At 38.8% G+C, this 19069-nt stretch carries 18 protein-coding genes; 14 read left to right on the top strand and 4 right to left on the bottom strand.

What is annotated here, in order from left to right:
* The first annotated feature begins 1 nt into the window (after nucleotide 1).
* The 10 genes from ureC to RHP76_RS07715 all read left to right on the top strand — a co-directional run bounded on the left by ureC (nucleotide 2) and on the right by RHP76_RS07715 (nucleotide 10559).
* A complete protein-coding gene (ureC, locus tag RHP76_RS07760) occupies nucleotides 2-1723 on the top strand; it encodes an urease subunit alpha (RefSeq protein ID WP_311229896.1) in 1722 nt (573 codons plus the stop codon).
* A 112-nt stretch (nucleotides 1724-1835) separates the two neighbouring features.
* Entirely contained in the window at nucleotides 1836-2483 is a 648-nt protein-coding gene (locus tag RHP76_RS07755; RefSeq protein ID WP_288443022.1) for a hypothetical protein, read from the top strand.
* Complete coding sequence (gene ureE, locus RHP76_RS07750; protein ID WP_062674602.1) at nucleotides 2473-2982, top strand: urease accessory protein UreE; 510 nt, start codon at nucleotides 2473-2475, stop codon at nucleotides 2980-2982. The genes RHP76_RS07755 and ureE overlap by 11 nt, the downstream gene beginning before the upstream one ends.
* Complete coding sequence (locus tag RHP76_RS07745) at nucleotides 2975-3667, top strand: urease accessory protein UreF (RefSeq protein WP_311229895.1); 693 nt, start codon at nucleotides 2975-2977, stop codon at nucleotides 3665-3667. The genes ureE and RHP76_RS07745 overlap by 8 nt, the downstream gene beginning before the upstream one ends.
* Before the next feature lie 124 nt (nucleotides 3668-3791).
* The gene (gene ureG / locus RHP76_RS07740; RefSeq protein ID WP_047094673.1) at nucleotides 3792-4430 is read left to right on the top strand and encodes an urease accessory protein UreG; all 639 of its coding nucleotides are present in this window, start codon (nucleotides 3792-3794) and stop codon (nucleotides 4428-4430) included.
* Nucleotides 4431-5219, top strand: a complete 789-nt coding sequence (locus RHP76_RS07735; RefSeq protein ID WP_311229894.1) for an urease accessory protein UreD — start codon at nucleotides 4431-4433, stop codon at nucleotides 5217-5219. It begins immediately after the preceding gene.
* A 110-nt stretch (nucleotides 5220-5329) separates the two neighbouring features.
* Nucleotides 5330-6031: a hypothetical protein gene (locus RHP76_RS07730; RefSeq protein WP_311229893.1), complete on the top strand. Its 702-nt coding sequence runs from the start codon at nucleotides 5330-5332 to the stop codon at nucleotides 6029-6031.
* A gap of 160 nt (nucleotides 6032-6191) precedes the next feature.
* Complete coding sequence (locus tag RHP76_RS07725) at nucleotides 6192-7079, top strand: urea transporter (protein ID WP_288443018.1); 888 nt, start codon at nucleotides 6192-6194, stop codon at nucleotides 7077-7079.
* 157 nt (nucleotides 7080-7236) lie between these two features.
* Nucleotides 7237-9483, top strand: coding sequence for a TonB-dependent receptor (locus tag RHP76_RS07720; RefSeq protein WP_311229892.1), 2247 nt, complete (start codon nucleotides 7237-7239; stop codon nucleotides 9481-9483).
* Between the two features lie 185 nt (nucleotides 9484-9668).
* Nucleotides 9669-10559: an AraC family transcriptional regulator gene (locus RHP76_RS07715; protein WP_062674616.1), complete on the top strand. Its 891-nt coding sequence runs from the start codon at nucleotides 9669-9671 to the stop codon at nucleotides 10557-10559.
* A 131-nt stretch (nucleotides 10560-10690) separates the two neighbouring features.
* On the opposite strand, the gene RHP76_RS07710 is transcribed toward RHP76_RS07715, so the two are convergent.
* A complete protein-coding gene (locus tag RHP76_RS07710; protein WP_062674618.1) occupies nucleotides 10691-11797 on the bottom strand; it encodes a DNA topoisomerase IB in 1107 nt (368 codons plus the stop codon).
* Nucleotides 11798-11998: 201 nt separating this feature from the next.
* Nucleotides 11999-12436, bottom strand: a complete 438-nt coding sequence (locus tag RHP76_RS07705) for a DUF6526 family protein (RefSeq protein ID WP_123279485.1) — start codon at nucleotides 12434-12436, stop codon at nucleotides 11999-12001.
* Nucleotides 12437-12650: 214 nt separating this feature from the next.
* Between RHP76_RS07705 and RHP76_RS07700 the strand changes: the two genes are divergently transcribed.
* The 4 genes from RHP76_RS07700 (at nucleotide 12651) to RHP76_RS07685 (ending at nucleotide 17245) form a co-directional block, all read left to right on the top strand.
* Nucleotides 12651-14420: an aminopeptidase P family protein gene (locus tag RHP76_RS07700; protein ID WP_311229891.1), complete on the top strand. Its 1770-nt coding sequence runs from the start codon at nucleotides 12651-12653 to the stop codon at nucleotides 14418-14420.
* Nucleotides 14421-15027: 607 nt separating this feature from the next.
* A complete protein-coding gene (locus tag RHP76_RS07695; RefSeq protein ID WP_311229890.1) occupies nucleotides 15028-15594 on the top strand; it encodes a Crp/Fnr family transcriptional regulator in 567 nt (188 codons plus the stop codon).
* Between the two features lie 53 nt (nucleotides 15595-15647).
* The gene (locus tag RHP76_RS07690) at nucleotides 15648-16670 is read left to right on the top strand and encodes a saccharopine dehydrogenase (protein WP_311229889.1); all 1023 of its coding nucleotides are present in this window, start codon (nucleotides 15648-15650) and stop codon (nucleotides 16668-16670) included.
* Entirely contained in the window at nucleotides 16667-17245 is a 579-nt protein-coding gene (locus RHP76_RS07685; protein WP_311229888.1) for an NAD(P)H-dependent oxidoreductase, read from the top strand. The genes RHP76_RS07690 and RHP76_RS07685 overlap by 4 nt, the downstream gene beginning before the upstream one ends.
* A gap of 113 nt (nucleotides 17246-17358) precedes the next feature.
* Here the strand turns inward: RHP76_RS07685 and RHP76_RS07680 are convergent, their stop codons facing one another.
* Together RHP76_RS07680 and RHP76_RS07675 are read right to left on the bottom strand one after the other, a co-directional pair.
* Complete coding sequence (locus RHP76_RS07680; RefSeq protein WP_311229887.1) at nucleotides 17359-18081, bottom strand: siderophore-interacting protein; 723 nt, start codon at nucleotides 18079-18081, stop codon at nucleotides 17359-17361.
* Nucleotides 18082-18171: 90 nt separating this feature from the next.
* Nucleotides 18172-19035 carry a helix-turn-helix domain-containing protein gene (locus tag RHP76_RS07675; RefSeq protein ID WP_311229886.1) on the bottom strand — a complete coding sequence of 288 codons (864 nt, stop codon included), beginning with the start codon at nucleotides 19033-19035 and terminating at the stop codon, nucleotides 18172-18174.
* Nucleotides 19036-19069 lie beyond the last annotated feature (34 nt).

The following is a 19069-nucleotide window of genomic DNA, read 5'->3' as shown; positions in this document are numbered from 1 at the left end:
GATGAGCTTACACGTAGACAGAAAACAATACGCCAATATATTAGGTCCTACAGCCGGAGATAAAATCAGACTGGGCGATACTGAAATTATTATTGAAATCGAAAAAGATTTCACCCATTACGGAGACGAAGCCGTTTTCGGCGGAGGAAAAACCGTTCGTGACGGGATGGGACAGAATGTCACGGCCAAAAGAGACGAAGGCGTTCTGGATCTTTGCATCACAGGAGCGGTAATTATTGACCATTGGGGAATTGTAAAAGGAGATATCGGAATCAAAGACGGAAAGATCGTAGGAATCGGAAAAGCCGGAAACCCTGATACGATGGACGGTGTAACACCTAATATGATCATCGGCGCCTCAACGGAAGTTCACGGAGGGAAAGGATATATTGTAACTGCCGGAGGAATTGACACTCACATTCACTACATCTGCCCTCAACAGATTGAAACATCTCTTTACAGCGGAATCACCACAATGATTGGTGGTGGTACAGGCCCCAATGACGGAACCAATGCTACAACAGTTACTCCCGGAAGATTCAATATGCAGAAAATGCTGGAAGCAGCAGAAGAATATCCTATGAATCTTGGTTTCTTCGGAAAAGGAAACTGTTCCGCTGAAGAACCCATTGAAGAGCAGGTGGAAGCAGGTGCTTTGGGAGTGAAAATCCATGAAGATTGGGGAGCAACTCCTGCAACCATTGATGCAGCATTGAAAGTAGCCGATAAATATGACGTTCAGGTGGCCATCCACACAGATACACTGAATGAAGGAGGATTCCTTGAAGACACCATGAGAGCCATCAACGGAAGGGTAATCCATACTTTCCACACAGAAGGAGCAGGTGGAGGTCACGCACCGGACATTATTAAAGCTGCTATGTATCCGAATGTATTGCCGGCTTCAACAAATCCTACGCGCCCTTACACCGTAAATACAATTGATGAGCACCTGGATATGCTGATGGTTTGCCATCATTTGAGTAAAAACATTCCTGAGGATGTAGCGTTTGCAGATTCACGTATCCGCCCCGAAACCATTGCAGCAGAAGATATTCTTCATGATATGGGCGTTTTCAGTATCATGAGTTCAGACTCTCAGGCGATGGGAAGACCGGGAGAAGTGATTACCAGAACATGGCAGACGGCAAGCAAAATGAAAGAGCAGAGAGGTGATCTTACTGAAGATAAAGACAGTGGAAATGACAATTACCGTGCAAAAAGATATGTAGCGAAGTATACCATCAACCCGGCTATAGCTCATGGTATTTCAGAATATGTAGGATCTATTGAAGAAGGAAAATTAGCGGATTTGGTGATCTGGAAACCAGCCTTATTTGGAGTAAAACCGGAAATGATTGTAAAAGGAGGATTTGTTATTGCTGCTAAAATGGGAGATCCTAATGCTTCTATTCCAACACCTCAGCCTATTATTTACAGAAATATGTTTGGAGCCCATGGAAAAGCTAAGTTTGGTACTTGTGCGAACTTTGTTTCTCAGATTTCTATTGACAACGGAACCATTGCTTCTTACAAACTTGAAAAAATGATTCTTCCGGTGAAAAACTGTAGAAATATTGGTAAAAAAGACCTTATCCATAATGATAAGACACCTTTAATTGAAGTGAATCCTGAAAACTATAAAGTAACGGTAGACGGAGAATACATCACTTGTGAACCGGCAGAAACACTTCCTTTAACACAGTTGTATTACTTGTTCTAAGATAAATTTTACAAATAAACCTAACAGGTTTCAAAAACCTGTTAGGTTTATTTAACAACAAAAAAAGATTTATCAGACTCTATTGTAAAACAATTATAGAACTAAGTGTAAAATGAAATATTTAAATAAAACAGTTGTTTCTCTTGCGATAGCCGGAATGTCATTACTTTCCGGTAATGTAAGTGCCCAGTTTTTGGGCGGACACAGGCTTAAAAGTGATGAAGACGGACCAAAAGGACAGTTTATGGTGTACGGTTCATTAGACTATTCAAAACTTACAACACCATCAAGCAGCAGCAGTACCGTTTCCAGTGCACCGCTTGGAGTAGGGTACTTCATCAATAATAATGACCTTATCGGAGTTAATTATGCTTACTCGCAGAATACAGTGGACCACAATGTAGTTTACAAGCAAAATGAAGCAGGAATCTGGTATAGTCCTTCAGTAATGCTTGGAAAATATTTTATGTTGATTGGTCAGGTGGATGCCCACTATGTTTGGGGACAGCAACTTTCAACAGCAGCGGATGCTATGCAGAATTTTAACGGATTCCGTCTTCGTGCCTATCCTTTGATCGGAATAGTATTAGGAGGAGGCTGGGCACTGAAATTCAAATTTGCAGAACTTTCAATGCTTCAGACCAAAACAAAAGAAGAAGGCTGGACGAAAAGCTACGTAGCAGGAATCAGCGGTTCAACATTCGGGGTGGGAATCTCCAAAAACTTAGACTTCAGAAAAAAAAACAAAAATGATCATTAATCAAATCATAGGCAATCTTGCTGAAAATCCTACGGAGAAAGCCATAGACTATCTTGATCTGGAATGGTTTGAAACCACCAAAAGAATCCAGCGTAAAAAAACCAGACAGGGAATTGATGTTGCCATCAAATTTCTCAGAGAAGGACAACGATTACGTGAAGGAGATATTCTTTTTGAGGATGCCGAAAAAATAATTGCAATCAACGTTCTGGAAACGGAAGCTATTGTGATGTCACCAGTTTCACTGCTGGAAATGGGAACTGTATGTTATGAGATCGGAAACAAACATATTCCGCTTTTTATTCAGAATGACAAAGTTTTGCTCCCTTTTGAAATGCCGATGTTCAGATGGCTGGAAGCAAGTGGTTTCAAACCGGAGAAACAATCTGTGAAACTGCTTAATCTTCTTAAATCTAATGTAGAGCCTCATGGACATGGAAGTCTCGGCTCCACAATCTTTACAAAAATCTTAAAAATGGCGGCTCCGAAAGATGAATAATATAAATTTCCTGTCAGGATTGCTTCACCTTGCAGATCCTACACTTCCCATCGGAGGATATACCCATTCCAACGGACTTGAAACGTATGTGCAGGAAAGAATTGTACATGATCTGGCAACCGCGAAAGAATTTGTACAGAACATGCTTCAGTACAACCTTAAATTCAATGACGGTGCTTTTGTAAAACTGGCTTATGATGCAGCACAAAAGGGAGATTTGCAGCAGCTTTTAGAACTGGATAATGAATGTAATGCTATAAAATGTCCAAAGGAAATGCGCCAGGCGAGCCAGAAACTGGGTCTCAGACTGATTAAAATCTTCAAAAGAAGAGAAAATTCTCCTTTAATGGAAGCTTTTGAGAAAGCCATTCAGCATAAAGAAGCCAATTCTCATTACTGTATTGTGTTCGGAGTGTATGCTTATTTAATGAAAATTCCTTTGTTCGAAGCCCTTTTAGGATTTTATTACACTTCGGTTGCCGGGATGATTACCAACGCTGTAAAGCTTGTTCCTCTTGGACAGCTGGATGGACAGGATATTCTATTTTCACTATATCCCGTCATGGAAAAAACAGCTTTAGAAACTATAGATCTGGACAGAGACATGGTGGGACTTTGTAATACGGCCTTTGATATCAGATGTATGCAGCATGAGAGGCTTTATTCAAGACTTTATATGTCGTAGAAGGTAAAAGGTAAAAGAGCAAATTGACGAATTGCCCATTGAGTGAAACGTCCTTGCGATCGAAAAATATTCACAATCAAAAAAACTTAGCGCATATAGCGTTAAAAAATAAAATTTAAATAAAATGGAAAACAGAAAATATATAAAAGTAGGAGTAGCAGGACCTGTAGGTTCAGGAAAAACTGCATTATTGGAACGTTTAAGCAGAAAATTATTCGGGACTTATGATCTTGGAGTCATCACGAATGATATTTATACCAAAGAAGATGCTGAATTTATGGCGAAAAATAGTCTTCTTCCTCATGACAGAATTATCGGAGTAGAAACAGGAGGCTGTCCTCATACCGCCATCCGTGAAGATGCAAGTATGAACCTTGAAGCGGTAGACGAACTGGCAGCACGTTTTCCGGAAATCGAACTGGTTTTGATTGAAAGTGGAGGTGATAACCTTTCAGCGACATTCAGCCCGGACCTTGCAGATGTTACCATCTTTATCATCGACGTAGCAGAAGGAGAAAAAATCCCTAGAAAAGGAGGTCCTGGTATTACAAGATCAGATTTACTGATCATCAATAAAATTGATCTTGCCCCTTACGTAGGTGCCAGCCTTGAAGTGATGGAAAATGATGCCCGAAGAATGAGAAAAGGAAATCCTTTCGTGTTCACCAACCTCAAAACAGATGAAGGACTGGATAAAGTAATAGGTTGGATTAAAAAATATGCCCTTTTAGAAGAAATTGAAGAACCGAATTTGGTAAGATAAATGGATAGTCATTTAAAAATTATTGCAGGATTTAAGGGAGGAGAATCCTATGTGAAAGACCTTTATGTCTCGCTTCCTTTCAGAGTAGTTTCTGTTGGGCAGCGAAAAAGTGACAAAAAGCTTTATCAGATGGTGATGAGCTCCTCTCCGGGAATTCTGGATGGAGATCACTATCATTTGGATGTTGCGCTTGAAAAAGGAGCTGCGCTTCAGTTGCAGTCACAATCCTACCAAAGGCTTTTCAACATGCAGAACAAAGCGCTTCAGGAACTCAATGTTTCTATGGAGGATGAAACTTCTTTCGCTTATGTTCCTCATCCGATTGTTCCTCACGAGGATTCCAACTTTAAAAGTAAAGCCAATATTCATATCGGTAAAAACAGTCAGATCATCATCAGCGAGATCATTACCTGTGGGAGAAAACATTATGGAGAAGTTTTTAAACTGAAACGTTTTCAGAATATCATGGAAATCTATCATAACAACAAGCTTGTGGTGAAAGATAACGTTCTGATTCAACCTGACATGATCCCGATCAGCAGCATCGGAAATCTGGAACAGTATACGCACCAGGGAACTCTGATCTTCTATAGTACAAAGGAAAATGTAGACAAAAATGGATTGATTGAAGAGATTGTTGAAGCCGCCGCACAGCACCATGAGCAAATGGAAGTAGGGGTTTCTGCAATGGATGAAAATGGTTTTGTAGTAAGAGCTTTGGGACATGGAGGAGAGTTGATGTACAACTTTTTCCTGCATATTCAGGAGATTCTCTGGTCGTTGGAGTAAAAAGAGGTCCTTGTCAAGAAGCGGGCTTTGGACCGCTTAACAAAAAGAAATCTTCCATTGGCTTCAGTCAAAACTTAATAAAGAATCTGAAATAACAGAATTAATAAAAAATGGATAGTACAGTTTGGGCACTTCTTGTAAGCGCCGTTTCAATAAGTTTTATACACACCGCTTCAGGGCCGGATCATTACCTGCCTTTCATAGTGATCTCAAAATCTAAGAAGTGGAGCGGCATGAAAACAGCCATATTAACGGTTGTCTGCGGTTTCGGACACGTATTCAGTTCTCTGATTTTAGGTTTTATCGGCGTTTTCCTCGGATGGCAGCTGAATAAAATCTCCTGGTTTCAGGATATGAGAGGGAATTTCTCAGGATGGGCACTGCTGATCTTTGGTGGTGTTTACCTTGTGTACGGCCTCATCCAGGCGATCAGAAACAAACCGCATAAGCATTTTGATGTAATGGGTGATGATGTGTACGTATACGAACATAACCACAGCGAAATCGTAATGCCTCAAAAAAGAATAAAAGTAACACCGCTTGTCCTGTTCATGATTTTCGTGATGGGACCAAGTGAACCTTTGATCCCCCTATTATTTTATTCAGGAGTAAAACATTCCATGTCTGAAATTGCCGTACTGGTAAGTTCTTTCACAGCAACTACAGTATTAACCATGCTTGGGATGGTTCTTTTGGGGCGTTATGGTTACTCAACATTATTCAATACCGAAAAACTGGAAAGATATATGGGGGTAGTAAGTGGAGCAGTAGTAACTGTGTGCGGAATTGGAATGGTCTTTCTTGGATGGTAAATGGGTTTCGGGTTTCGGGATTCGAGTGGGAGAGTTTGAGGGTAAGAGAGTTTGAGAGTTTTGATGTGGATTCCGAAACCCGCACCTCGCAACCCGTAACAAAAAACAACCCGCAACGAAAAACAACCCACAACCCCATTATTAATAAATTAAAAAAACTATGGACGAATTTTTCAAAAAACTGCCTTTTTTAGACAATATTTTAAAAGGAATCGGGCAGATTATGCTCCAGGAAAACAGATGGACAGGACTTCTGTTTTTAATAGGAATTTTTATGGGAAGCTGGCAGTGCGGAGTGGCGGTATTGCTTTCAACAGCAGCCGGAACTTTTATCGCAATGAAGCTTAATTATGACAAATCTGAAATCAATGCGGGACTTTATGGTTTCAGTGCAGCTCTTGTAGGGGTAGCATTGGCATTTCTATTTGAGACAACCTTGCTGATCTGGATTTTAATAGTTTTGGGCGGTGCATTGGCGGCTGTTATTCAGCATTTCTTTATCCAAAAGAAAATACCGGTGTTTACTTTTCCTTTTATCATTATTACATGGATATTGGTATTTGTACTCCATCATCTTACCAATATTCCGCCTTCTGAAATGCTAAGCAGTGAAGTGGTTCCTTCAGAATATGATGACTTTCTTACCTGTACCAATGGCTTTGGGGAAGTGATATTTCAGGGAGGAGTGCTTTCCGGGATTATTTTCTTTCTGGCTGTTTTTATTAGCTCTCCGATAGCTGCTTTATATGGATTGGCAGCGTCTATTTTGGGTGCAGGATTATCACAGTTGAATGGCGAACCCATCAAAGAAATCCACATGGGATTATTTGGTTTTAATGCAGTGCTTTCGGCAATTGTTTTTTCCGGAGTCAAAAAAACGGATGGTTTATGGGTCTTGATCGCCGTTCTCATTACCATTGCCATTGATGATCTTTTAATAGACAATCACTGTCTGGATATGGTGGGTGGAGTATTTACTTTCCCATTTGTAGCCGGAACATGGATTACACTTTTGATTCAAAAAATATTTCTTAAAACAAAAAAATAAAAAGTTGGAGAGTCTTAGAGTTTAAGAGTGAGAAAGTTCAATGTTTAAGGTTTTTTCATAATGATTGACAATTCACTTGCGAAGCAAAATTCACCATTGATATTCCTCTAACTTCTAACCTCTGGTTTCTAAAATCAAAATATAATTAAACTAAAAAATGAAAGTAACAAAAATAGCAGCCGTATTTCTGGCTATGGCATTCAGTGGAAAAATGATGGCGCAGGAAGCAGAAAAACAGTTGCTGATAAAAGATGCAGATGACAAATTTCCCATTGCCGATGCTTTGGTAAAATATGACCACGGAAACAGCCATACCCACACAGGAACAGACGGAACATTTGCCGTTTCTGTAAAATCCCTTCCTGATACCCTTGTGATCAGCCGTCAGGGATACGATGAGGTAAAATGGGTGGTGACCAATGATGATGATAAAAATAAAGTTATTTTTTTACAGCATAAGCCCTTTCAGATTTCTGAAGTAGCCATCAATCACAGTTCATTTCTGTCTGCTATTACAAAAGTTGATCTGAATAAATTTCCGGTCAATTCAGCGCAGGATCTGTTGAGAAAAGTTCCCGGATTATTTATTGCACAGCATGCCGGAGGAGGAAAAGCAGAACAGCTTTTTCTAAGAGGATTTGATGCGGATCATGGTACCGATGTAAGCGTCAATGTAGACGGAATGCCTGTGAACATTGTTTCTCACGCCCACGGTCAGGGATATTCTGATTTACATTTTGTGATTCCTGAAACAGTAAACAATATCGATTTTGGAAAAGGAGCCTATTACATGGACCGTGGGGACTTTAATACCGCTGGTTATGTTGATTTTCAGACCTACAATGGCTTGAAAAACAGTATGATTAAACTGGAAGGAGGTTCTTTCAACTCCAAAAGAGTATTGGGAATGTTCAATATTCTGCATGATGATCTTGGTAGAAAGAATGCGTATGTGGCAGCGGAATACAACTATACCGACGGACCTTTTGATGTAAAACAGAATTTTAACAGGGTTAATATCTTCGGTAAATACAATCAATGGCTGACTGACAAAGATTACTTCAATATCCAGTTCTCAACATTCAATTCTTCATGGAATGCTTCCGGACAGATTCCGGAACGTGCTGTAGACGAAGGAATCATTGGCCGATGGGGTAGTATAGACCCTACTGAAGGTGGGAAAACTTCCAGAACAAACCTACAGATGAATTTTAAGCATATTATTTCTTCTTCCGAGCAGATTGATGCGATGGCTTTTTATTCAAAATACAATTTCAACCTGTATTCCGATTTTACCTTTAATTTAAAGGATAAAGAGCATGGAGACGAAATTCAGCAGACGGACGGAAGAAATATTTACGGTGCTGAAGTAAAGTATACAAAGACTTTTTCTTTTGCCAACAGCTCTTTAAACTGGACTTCAGGAATCGGACTAAGGAATGATGATATTAATACCTTACAGCTTAATCACGTTTATCACAGAGACCTTCTGCTGGACAGACTATCCGATGTGACAGGAACGGAAACCAATCTTCATGCCTATTCAGGACTGATATGGAAGACAGGAAAATGGACCATCAATCCGGCTTTGAGAGTGGATCATTTTATATTTAATATGCACAATCTGCTGGATGTGGAGCAATTACCTTCCGGACAGTCGAAAGAAGCAACAAGACTGAGTCCCAAACTGAATTTTTCCTATGCTCAGAATGACAATGTCATGTGGTTCCTGAAAACAGGAATGGGTTTCCACTCCAATGACCTGAGAGTAGTAGTTCCCAATAAGAACGAAAACACCCTTCCGTACTCCATCGGAGCGGACTTCGGGGTAAGATTACACCCGTTCAAATCCTTGATCATTACTCCTGCATTATGGTATATGGATCTTCAGCAGGAATTTGTTTATGTAGGAGATGATGCAGTAGTAGAACCTTCGGGCAAATCAAGACGTTTTGGGGCTGATCTTGGTGTTCGTTTCCAGCCGTTGGAAAATTTTTACCTGAATGCAGATATCAATTATTCCCACGCCAGATTTACCGAAGAAGAAAAAGGTCAGGACTACGTTCCACTGGCTCCGGTAGTTACCAGTACCGGATCTGTCAACTGGGACTTCCTGAATGGTTTTTCTCTGGGACTTCAGTACAGATACCTTGGAGCAAGACCCGCTGTTGAGGATAACAGCATCAGAACAAAAGCCTATTTTGTGAATGATTTGATGCTTTCTTATAACCGTCAGAAATGGGGAGCGAATATTCAGATGAACAACCTTTTCAATGTAAAATGGAATGAAGCTCAGTTTGCCACAGAAACGCAGTTAAAAGGAGAAGCAGAACCCATTACAGATCTTACTTATACACCAGGAAGTCCTTTTGGAGTGAGAGTAGGAGTGTATTATAAGTTCTAAACATGAGAGTGGGAGAGTAGTAGAGTGAGAGAGTTTGAGAGTAGAAGGGTTGAAGAGAGTAAATTATGGGTTTCGGGATACGTGTTTCGGGGTCTTTACTCTTTCCACTTTAGCTTTTTCACTCTTTTACTTACCTCCTTTGCTTTAAAATATTTTGTATAACTTTAAATAATCATAACAAGGATATGGAAGTACTATCCAATTTTCAATATAAAAAGCTCTTTCTTCCGAATATTACGGATAAGATATTGGCTAATAATGCTGATATACAGCTGTATCGGATAGAAAATTATCTTAAAGGTATTCTGATGCCGGTGATTCCGTATCGTACAACGTTCAATTTTATTATTTTCGTTACCAATGGCCATATCCGACAGTATCTTGAAAATAAAGAATATCATGCGGAAAAAGGAGGCGTGATCTTTATTAAGCAAGGAACAATTACCGCAACTGTTGAATTATCAGACGATATTGAAGGCTTCTTCCTTGCTTATGAAAATAATATTCTGTCTGAACAGGAACTGCCAAAACATAAAAGCAGTATCTTTTTCATGACCCCTTTCCTTAATCTGGATAGCCTGACCTACGGAACCATCACACAGCTTCTTCCGATAATGGAACAGGAATTATGGTTGAATAATCTCAATGTGAATGATGTCGTTGTGACAATGCTTCATTTGATTCTCATCAAAATGCTGAGCACAGATTCTGATACTCATCACAAATCTGCAACCCGTCCCATGGAACTGTCTCTTCAGTTCCGTGATCTTCTGTTTAAATATCATGTTGGGGAAAAGAGAGTAGCTTTTTATGCTGATAAACTGTCCGTTACAGAAAGTTATCTGAATAAATGTGTCAAAGGGGTTACTCAAAAATCTCCAAAACAGTGGATCAATGAGATTGATATCAATTACAGCAAAGCATTACTTCACTCCAGTAAAGATATTGCAGAGATTGCCTACGAACTGAATTTCCATACCGCATCCCATTTTACCCAGCTTTTCAAAAAAATTGCAGGAATTACGCCAAAGGAATACAGGGTTCAGTTTTTGAATAACAGCAGGATTTCAGTCTGATATAAAGAATCGAATTTGTGTAATGTCAATGGTCAATTTTTGCTGCGTAAGTGAATAGTCAATGATGCTGAAGTACAGAATAAAAAATTCACTGCGAAGCAAATTCACCATTCACTATTGATTGGTCTCCCTTACATCTTTTCATTTTCCAGAATCTTCAACACCAGTCTTTCTTCTTTCGTAAGATCGGCTTTTCCGTCATTTTCTTCTATGACTTCCAGTTCATCAAGATATTTTTTGATGCTATTATTCTCATAAAGGTTGATTACTAAAGGATGAACATAATACTTTTTGCAGACAGCCGATGTATTTCCCAGGTTTTCTGCCACGATATCCAGGGCTTCTTTTACCTTCTTTTTATATTCAGTGTCATTTTCCGCATATCCGATCTCTTTAAAAGCGATCAGAGCACTTACGGTTCCGGACCATGTTCTGAAATCCTTAGCGGTAAAATCTTCACCACTGATCTCTTTAATATAGTCGTTCACCATCCCTGAATCTACAGAATGGCGGTTTCCTTCATCATCAAAATACTGAAAAAGCTCTTTCCCGGGAATATCCTTGCATTTCTGAATAAGCCTTGCCAACCTTGGACTCCTGAGGTCGATTTGATGCATGACACCTTTCTTCCCTTTAAAAGAAAAAGAAATTTTTTGTCCTTTTACCTTTACATGTTTATCCTTTAATGTGGTCAGGCCGAAAGAACCGTACAGCTTTTCGTATACATTATTTCCAATACGGATATTGGTTCTTTGCATAAGGCTTACAATTAAGGCAAGGATTTTTCGTTTCTCAAAATTTCTCAGGGCAAGATCCTGTTCTATATGCAGACGGATGTCCGGTAATGCATACCCGAACTGAAGCATTCTGTAAAATTTTGTATGATTTCTTAAAGCACTCCACAGAGGGTGGTAGCGGTACTGTTTTCTTTTTTTTACATCGAAACCGGTTGCCTGAAGATGGCCGTTATCAAGAGCACAGATCCATACATTTTCCCAGGCAGGCGGAATCACCAGTTTATTGATCCGGGTAATTTCTTCTTTATCCTTTATTTTTTCCCCGTCCTTATAATAGGAATATTTCTTTCCGGTTTTCTTACGGGTAATTCCGGCGGTTTCCGCATCGGTGGTATATACGAGATGTACCGCCTTTGCAGAAGCTTCCGGATCCTTCATTATTTTAACAATTTTTGAAGGCTTAAGGTGAGAAATCATCTCCAAGTCTGTATTCTTCTCCATAAAAACATGGTTAAGAGTTTTTACCCTTCGAAAAAATCAGTAAAAGAATTCCTACTATCACACAGACTAAGATTATTCCCCACCACATTCCTGCCTTAAAAATCGTTTCTACGGCTTCACAACTTGTGAGTGTCAACAACATTAATATTGTAATACTGTAAAAGCTCCATTTTTTCATAGGTGTCAATTTTTGTGGGTGTACTAGATTCGGAGCCGGTCAGCTCTCCATTTTTTGATAGACCTTTTAATTTCATCTCCTGAGATGTTTTCATGCAGTGCTCTGTATAAAAGCTCTTTGAATTCATCATCATAGGTAAATCTCAGGGCAGCAATCTGATCGAATTTCAGTTTCTCAGCAGTTTCATCAGACCTTTTATTGAAGATCTCAAAATAACGCTGTTTAAATTCCAGAACTACCATACGGTTTTGAAGTCCCAGTGCATAATGCTGCCTTGTCATAAATGCCAGATAAAAAAGCAAAAAAATCACGACAGAAAACAATATCCAGATCAGTTGATTTCCGGGGTCGTCCCAGATTTTATAAATTCCTAGAATCTCCAATATAATGAGCAATGGAAGATAAATAAAATGATGTGGCGGATAAAATTTCCTGTGGTTATTGTAGTTTTGCTGTTTCATGCAATAAAATGTAGCAATAATCTTTCCAAAAATTTATTATTTTGATAATGTGGTAGTTTTTTTTACTTAAAAATGATATATTTTATGAAATATATTTAGTGGTTGGATTTTTGCTGCTCTCTTTGACAATAAAGAATTATAAAGCAAAATAGCGGGTAGATTTACTTTCCTACATCAAATTTTTTGTAACTTTCGGTGGTTAAAAATAAAAAGAATGACTTCAAAGGAAAAAGTTGCTGCGCTTCGTGAAGAAATGCAGAAAAATAATGTTGATGCATTTATAGTATATTCTGCAGATCCGCATATGAGCGAATACCTTCCTGAAGAATGGCAGGAGAGAGCCTGGCTGTCAGGTTTCTTAGGTTCTGCCGGTTTCGTGGTGATTACCAAAGATAAAGGTGGACTTTGGACAGACGGAAGATACTTTACACAAGCTGCTATTGAACTGGAAGGTTCCGGAATTGATCTTTTTAAAGATGGAATGGAAGGAACTCCTAATTATATCGACTGGATTATTTCAGAAATTCCAGCTGGTGGTAAAGTGGCGGTAAATGCTGTTGCAGCTTCTCATGCTAACTGGGAACTGCTTTCTCAAAAATTCAATTCCAAAAATATTACACTTGCTGATGCTCCGCTTTTAAAAGAAGTATGGAAAGACAGAGGAACTCCATCTGCTAATCCTATTTTTGTGCATCCGGTAGAAAGAGCTGGTAAATCAGTATCCGATAAAATTGCTGCAATCCGTCAGAAAATGGAAGAGCAGGAAGCTACCGTACACATTATCTCAAGTCTGGATGATGTGGCATGGACAGTGAATTTGAGAGGAAGTGATGTAGAAAGCAATCCGGTATTCTTAGGATACATTGTGATTACTAAAAATGATGCTGTTCTGTTCACAGGATTAGAGAAAATGGAAGTGGCTGCAAGAAAACAAATGGATGATTCCTTTGTAAAAATGATGCCTTACGAAGAATTCTACAATTATCTGAAAACTTTCAAAAACGAAAAAGTTTTGGTTTCTCCGAACAGCAACCAACAGATTTTTGAAACATTAAAATCAGACAATGAGTTTATCAAAGCTCCGGTTCCCGGCAACCTGATGAAAGCTCAGAAAAACGAAGCTGAGCTGAATGGTTTCAGAACAGTAATGGTAAGAGACGGAGTAGCAATGGTGAAATTCCTTTACTGGCTAACGCACAATGCAGGAAAAGAAGCCATGAATGAATATTCTATCGGGCAGAAACTGAGAGGATTCCGTGCAGAAGGTGAAAACTTTGTCGGAGAAAGCTTTGGTTCTATCGTTGGATATAAAGATAACGGTGCTATCATGCACTATTCTGCTAAAAAAGAAGGAAGCAAAGAAGTAACGAACGCGGACACAATCCTGGTAGATTCAGGAGGCCAGTACCTTGAAGGAACTACAGATATTACGAGAACTTTTGCCTTAGGAACCCCTTCGGAAGAGTTTAAAAGAAATTCAACATTGGTGCTACAGGGATTGATCCGTTTATCTATGGTGAAATTCCCGAAAGGTACAAAAGGAGTACATCTTGATGCTATTGCAAGACTTCCGCTATGGATGGAAGGTAAAGATTTCAACCACGGAACAGGACATGGAGTAGGAAGCTTTATGAATGTACACGAAGGACCGCAAAACATCAGAAAAGATCTGAATCCTCAGGAACTTCTTCCGGGAATGGTTTGTTCAAATGAACCCGGATACTATCTTGAAGGACACTATGGAATTCGTCATGAAAACCTGATTGCAGTAAAAGAAACAGAGAAAACAATTCACGGAACATTCTATGAATTTGAAACATTAACATTCTGCCCGTTCTTCAAAGATACCGTGGTGAAAGAGATGCTTTCAGAAAGCGAAATCGCATGGCTGAATGGTTACCATAAAACTTGTGAAGAAAAGCTTGCTCCACACCTGGATGGAGAAGTTAAAGAATGGTTCCTGCAACTGGTAAGCCCTCTTTAATAAACATTCAAAGGTGAAATCAGGTGTCAATCATCACTTTAAACCTTGAATGATAAACATTAAACTGGATATTGTTAGATAATCCAAAAGTCCTGTAAGGTATTTCCTTCAGGGCTTTTCTTTTTATACAACCGTATTTTTACGGATATAATTTTAGGGATTCCACTGATGCATAAAAAATAAGGTTCACCTATCTTTGTTACAACAAAACATCATTCATATCTTCATAAATAACTCAAGTAAATTCAAAACGGTAGATCATCTCGTCCTGAGATGATTTTTTTTTGTTTTCAATTGAAATTTGTATGACTATTCCTTCTTTTAAAAAGAGGCTATCCCAAGTCTAAAAGTATCATTCTGAACACAGACTGAAAGTCTGCAAACGCAGTTCAGGAATGTAGTGAAGAATCTCACGATTCTGATTATTAATGAGATTTTTCCTTCGTCAGAAATCGAAGATTCGACATAGTCAATGACAAAAGCCAAATTATTTCACTTTTGAGATAGTCTCCGTCTTTGCTTTCTTAAAATAGAATTTTATAAAAATGAAAATGCTGCGTTTACAAAGAAGTATTTTATTTATTTTCGCTGAAACTTATTTGATATCATGGAACGTGACTATTTTCGAAGCTTTAATCTGTTTTCAGAAGATGAAATTGAAGAATTTCTGAAGTTTTCTGAGTTCAGACTTATCAATAAAAATGATTATTTCATACAGGAAGGAGAGCTTTGTAAGGAAGTAGGCTTGGTGAAGTCTGGTATTTTCCGTTCTTTTTATACTTCTGACGCGGGAAAAGATATGACATATTGCTTCAGGTTTCCCAATCATATGATCGCCGCCTATTCGTCATTTGTTTCCGGATGCCCAAGCAAAGAAAGTATGCAGGCTATTACCAATGCTGAGGTGATTATCCTTAAAAAAGAAGCGGTAGATGAACTGGTAAAAAATAGTGTAAGCTGGACGAAATTTTTAAAGATTATCGCAGAGCAGGAATATCTTGAACTTGAAACACGGTTTTTCCAGCTCCAGAGAGACAGTGCCGGCCAGCGGTATGAAACATTACTAAAGAATCATCCTGATTATATTCAAAACATTCCATTGCAGTATCTGGCTTCCTACCTTGGCATTACCCAACGTCATCTGAGCCGTATCAGAAAGGAAATTTCTTTTTAGACATTTGTCCTGCTTATTGAAACAGCAGCGCTCTACTTTTGTCAAAAAAAGTTATGGAGCAAAATATTCTTATAATTGGAGGAAATGGATTGGTAGGTAAAACAATTTCCCGTATTCTGAAATCAAGAAATCCTCATCTTACTGTTTTCATCGGAGGAAGAAAAGGGGGGAAAACAGACAAAGACCTGAAAATCGATGTCACAGATCATTCCTCTTTTAAAGTGATCATTGAGAAAAAAATACAACTCATCATTCTTTCTGTGAATGATAAAGAAGATCATGTACTTCGTTTTGCCATTGATCATCAAATAGATTATCTGGATATTACCAAGCCTACTCCGGCTTTGGTGAAAGCTTATGATATTGCCAGAAAATCAGACATCAACAGCAGAATTGTCTTCAGCTCAGGATGGATGGGCGGGATTGTCCCGGGGTTGGCTAATATTCTTTCAGACTCAGGAGATATTAATGAAGTAAAACTCTTTGTCTATTATTCCGTAAAGGATCTTGCAGGTGAAAGTTCAGCTCACTTTATGGCAGAAAATGTAGCCGTTCCTTTTGTTCATTATAAGAATGATAAAGCGGTTTCTATCAGACATTTTTTAGATACAGAAGTTTTTAATTTTTCCTTTGGAATAGGGAAGAGAAGCGCCTATAATTTTGATGTGCCCGACTTGTATATTCTCAACAAAGTGGAAAGAATTTCCGATGTGAGTGTGAAAATGACCTACAATTCAAAATTCATAACCTGGCTGCTGGGAGCATTTCAATATCTAAGAATCTACAATATTCTGTCTTTAAAAGAAAGAAAAATGATTTTTGGTTCAAGTGGAAACGGAGATCAGGCGGTCTTTGAAATTGTAGTTGATGATCATTCAGGACAAAAGAAACTGAGTTTGCAGAGTGAAAAAGGACAAGCAGAATTAACCGCTTTATCTGCTGTTCTGCACACCGAAGAACTGCTGAGAAATCCTCATGAAAACAAGGTGTATTTCAGCCATCAGCTGCATGAGCCTTTATCATTAATGGCACAGCTTAATGCCTACGATTCTATCAATATTAATGTGAAATCATGAAAAAAATAGCCATTATCAACGGGCATCCCAATAAAGATTCGTTCAATTTTGGGGTAACAGAAGCTTACAGGTTGGGAGCCTCAGAGGCAGGAACAGAAGTGCGGGAAATCGTTATACGGGATCTCAACTTTAATCCCAATTTACAGTTTGGATATCAGAAAAGAATGGAGCTTGAGCCGGATTTACTGAAAGCCTGGGAAATTATTCAGTGGGCAGATCATCTCGTTTGGGTACATCCGGTTTGGTGGGGAGGATTTCCTGCCTTGATGAAAGGATTTATAGACCGTCTTTTTTTACCGGGAATGGCTTATAAATACCGTGAAAATTCGGTATGGTGGGACAAGCTTTTAAAAGGTAAAACAGCACATATCATAGCAACATTGGACCAACCGGGATGGTATTACCGTCTGTTTTTTGGCAGACCAAGCGTAAATCAGCTTAGAAAATCTATCCTTGAATACTGTGGGGTAAAACCGGTGAAAGTGACTTATGTAGGTATTATCAGAAATTCTAAAGATGAACAGAGGGCTCAATGGCTTAGGAAAGTGAAGGAATTAGGAAAGAAGCATCAATAGTTTGCACCTTATTTTTTTGGTAACGGAGAATGATAACTTTATCTGGTAATAGGGTCTTTTATTATCAGATAAAGTTTCATTATTAAAGTGAAGAAGCGTTTGTTTCTCCATTTTTATAGTCCTTTTTTGCCCTCAATCCAATATGCCTGTGATTTGATACATTTTGGAGAGACGCCTCTGGCTTTAAGAAATTTTCTGATTAATGACATTCTTTCTCCGTTTCCTGTGAGATAAAAGATAACCTCATCATCAGAGATGGATTCTTTTTCTTCCCGCAGAAAATCATTCAAAGCTTCAATCATTCTCATGGTATTGTTTTTAGGACAGTGATAGCCATATAAATTAAGCTTTTCAAGAGCAGAACAATCATCAAGCTCATGAAGACAAATGAACAAAGAACCGGATTCCTCCACAGCTTCCTTGATCGAAAGAGAACTTCCCAATGATGTTTCATCTCCCAGAGAAAAATGAATCCGGGCACCTTGAGTAAAGAATTGTTTTCCTCTGGGCATTAAAAGCTTTATGGAATCTCCTTCTCTCAGTCGGGTTACAAAATGACTTCCTGCAGCAGACATGTCATGCAAATGAAACAAAACATCGAAAGTTCCTGCTTCTTTGTTAAAATTAAAAGGAGAATAATTCCTGAAATCCCTGTCGTTGATTCTTATTCCGATGGCATAGGCAGGTTCATAAGGAACATTCTCTAATTCTGTGTCAAAACGTATCAGTCGGAGATCATTGGTGATCTGTTCTATATGGTTAACGGTGCATTCTTTGAATTTTGAAGACCAGACATTTTCTACCGTGTCGTTGATCCATTTTGGAAGGCTTGGCATACGTGATTTTTTATTGCAAAGGACGTTGCAAAATCAGAAAATACCGATAGCGGTTTCGGGGAATTAATTGGACTATTCGTGGTTGAATATTTATTGTTGCTGATTCCGGAATTCTGATGGAGACCGGTCTTCCAGTTTTGAAAACAAACGGCTGAAATAGGTATGATCACTGTATCCCAGTTCATAAGCTACCTCTTTTATACTCAGATTGGTAAAGACCAGTAATCTTTTGGCTTCAATCAGAATTTCCTGGTGAATCCAGTGTTGTACAGGCTTTCCTGTGACTTCACGAACCGTTTCCGTTAAATATCCTCTTGTAATGTTTAAAGCTGCAGCATATTCAGATGGACTTTTCATGGTTTTAAAATCTTTCCGAACCAAAATTCTGAATGCTCTTGACAGCTGTAAAGCACGGTTTTCATCTGAAGCCGGAGAAATATTCTTCTGGGAATACATCAGAGCAAACATTCCGAGAAAAGCATTAAGCAGCGATTGAACGATGAGAAATCCTTCTTTAGTGGAAAGCATTTCGTTTGTATATGAGGCATGAAGTAGGCCGGCTGTCGTATTAAGGTTTTTGACAAGGTTCTTATCCACAGACAGAGGCTGTATTTCACCTAAACATTCATCAAAAAAAGAACGTACCGTGTCAGGAACAAGTTCTGCTTTTACTGCCACAAACCATCCGCAGACATTTTTCATTAAAAGTCCCTGATGTACCTGTCCCGGCAATACGCAGAAAATAGTAGACTCTCTTGCTTCAACAGTTTTAAAATCGACCATCATTCTTACATGCCCGCTTTCCATGCAGGTGAAAATATAATGACTGTCCCGATGGATTCCTTTGTCCAGAAGAATATCCCCAGAATCATAAGGCTGTTTATCCATCCTTTTGATATGGAACTGATGATGGGTAATACCATTTAAATCATAGGTGGGAATGGTCTGTTTCATCTTTAAACCTTTTGTGATGAGGATAATACGGAAC

The organism is Chryseobacterium sp. SG20098 (assembly GCF_031844745.1).
GTDB lineage: Bacteria > Bacteroidota > Bacteroidia > Flavobacteriales > Weeksellaceae > Chryseobacterium > Chryseobacterium cucumeris.
The sequence above is the reverse complement of the archived record's forward strand: the minus strand, read 5'-3'. Positions and strand labels throughout refer to the sequence as shown.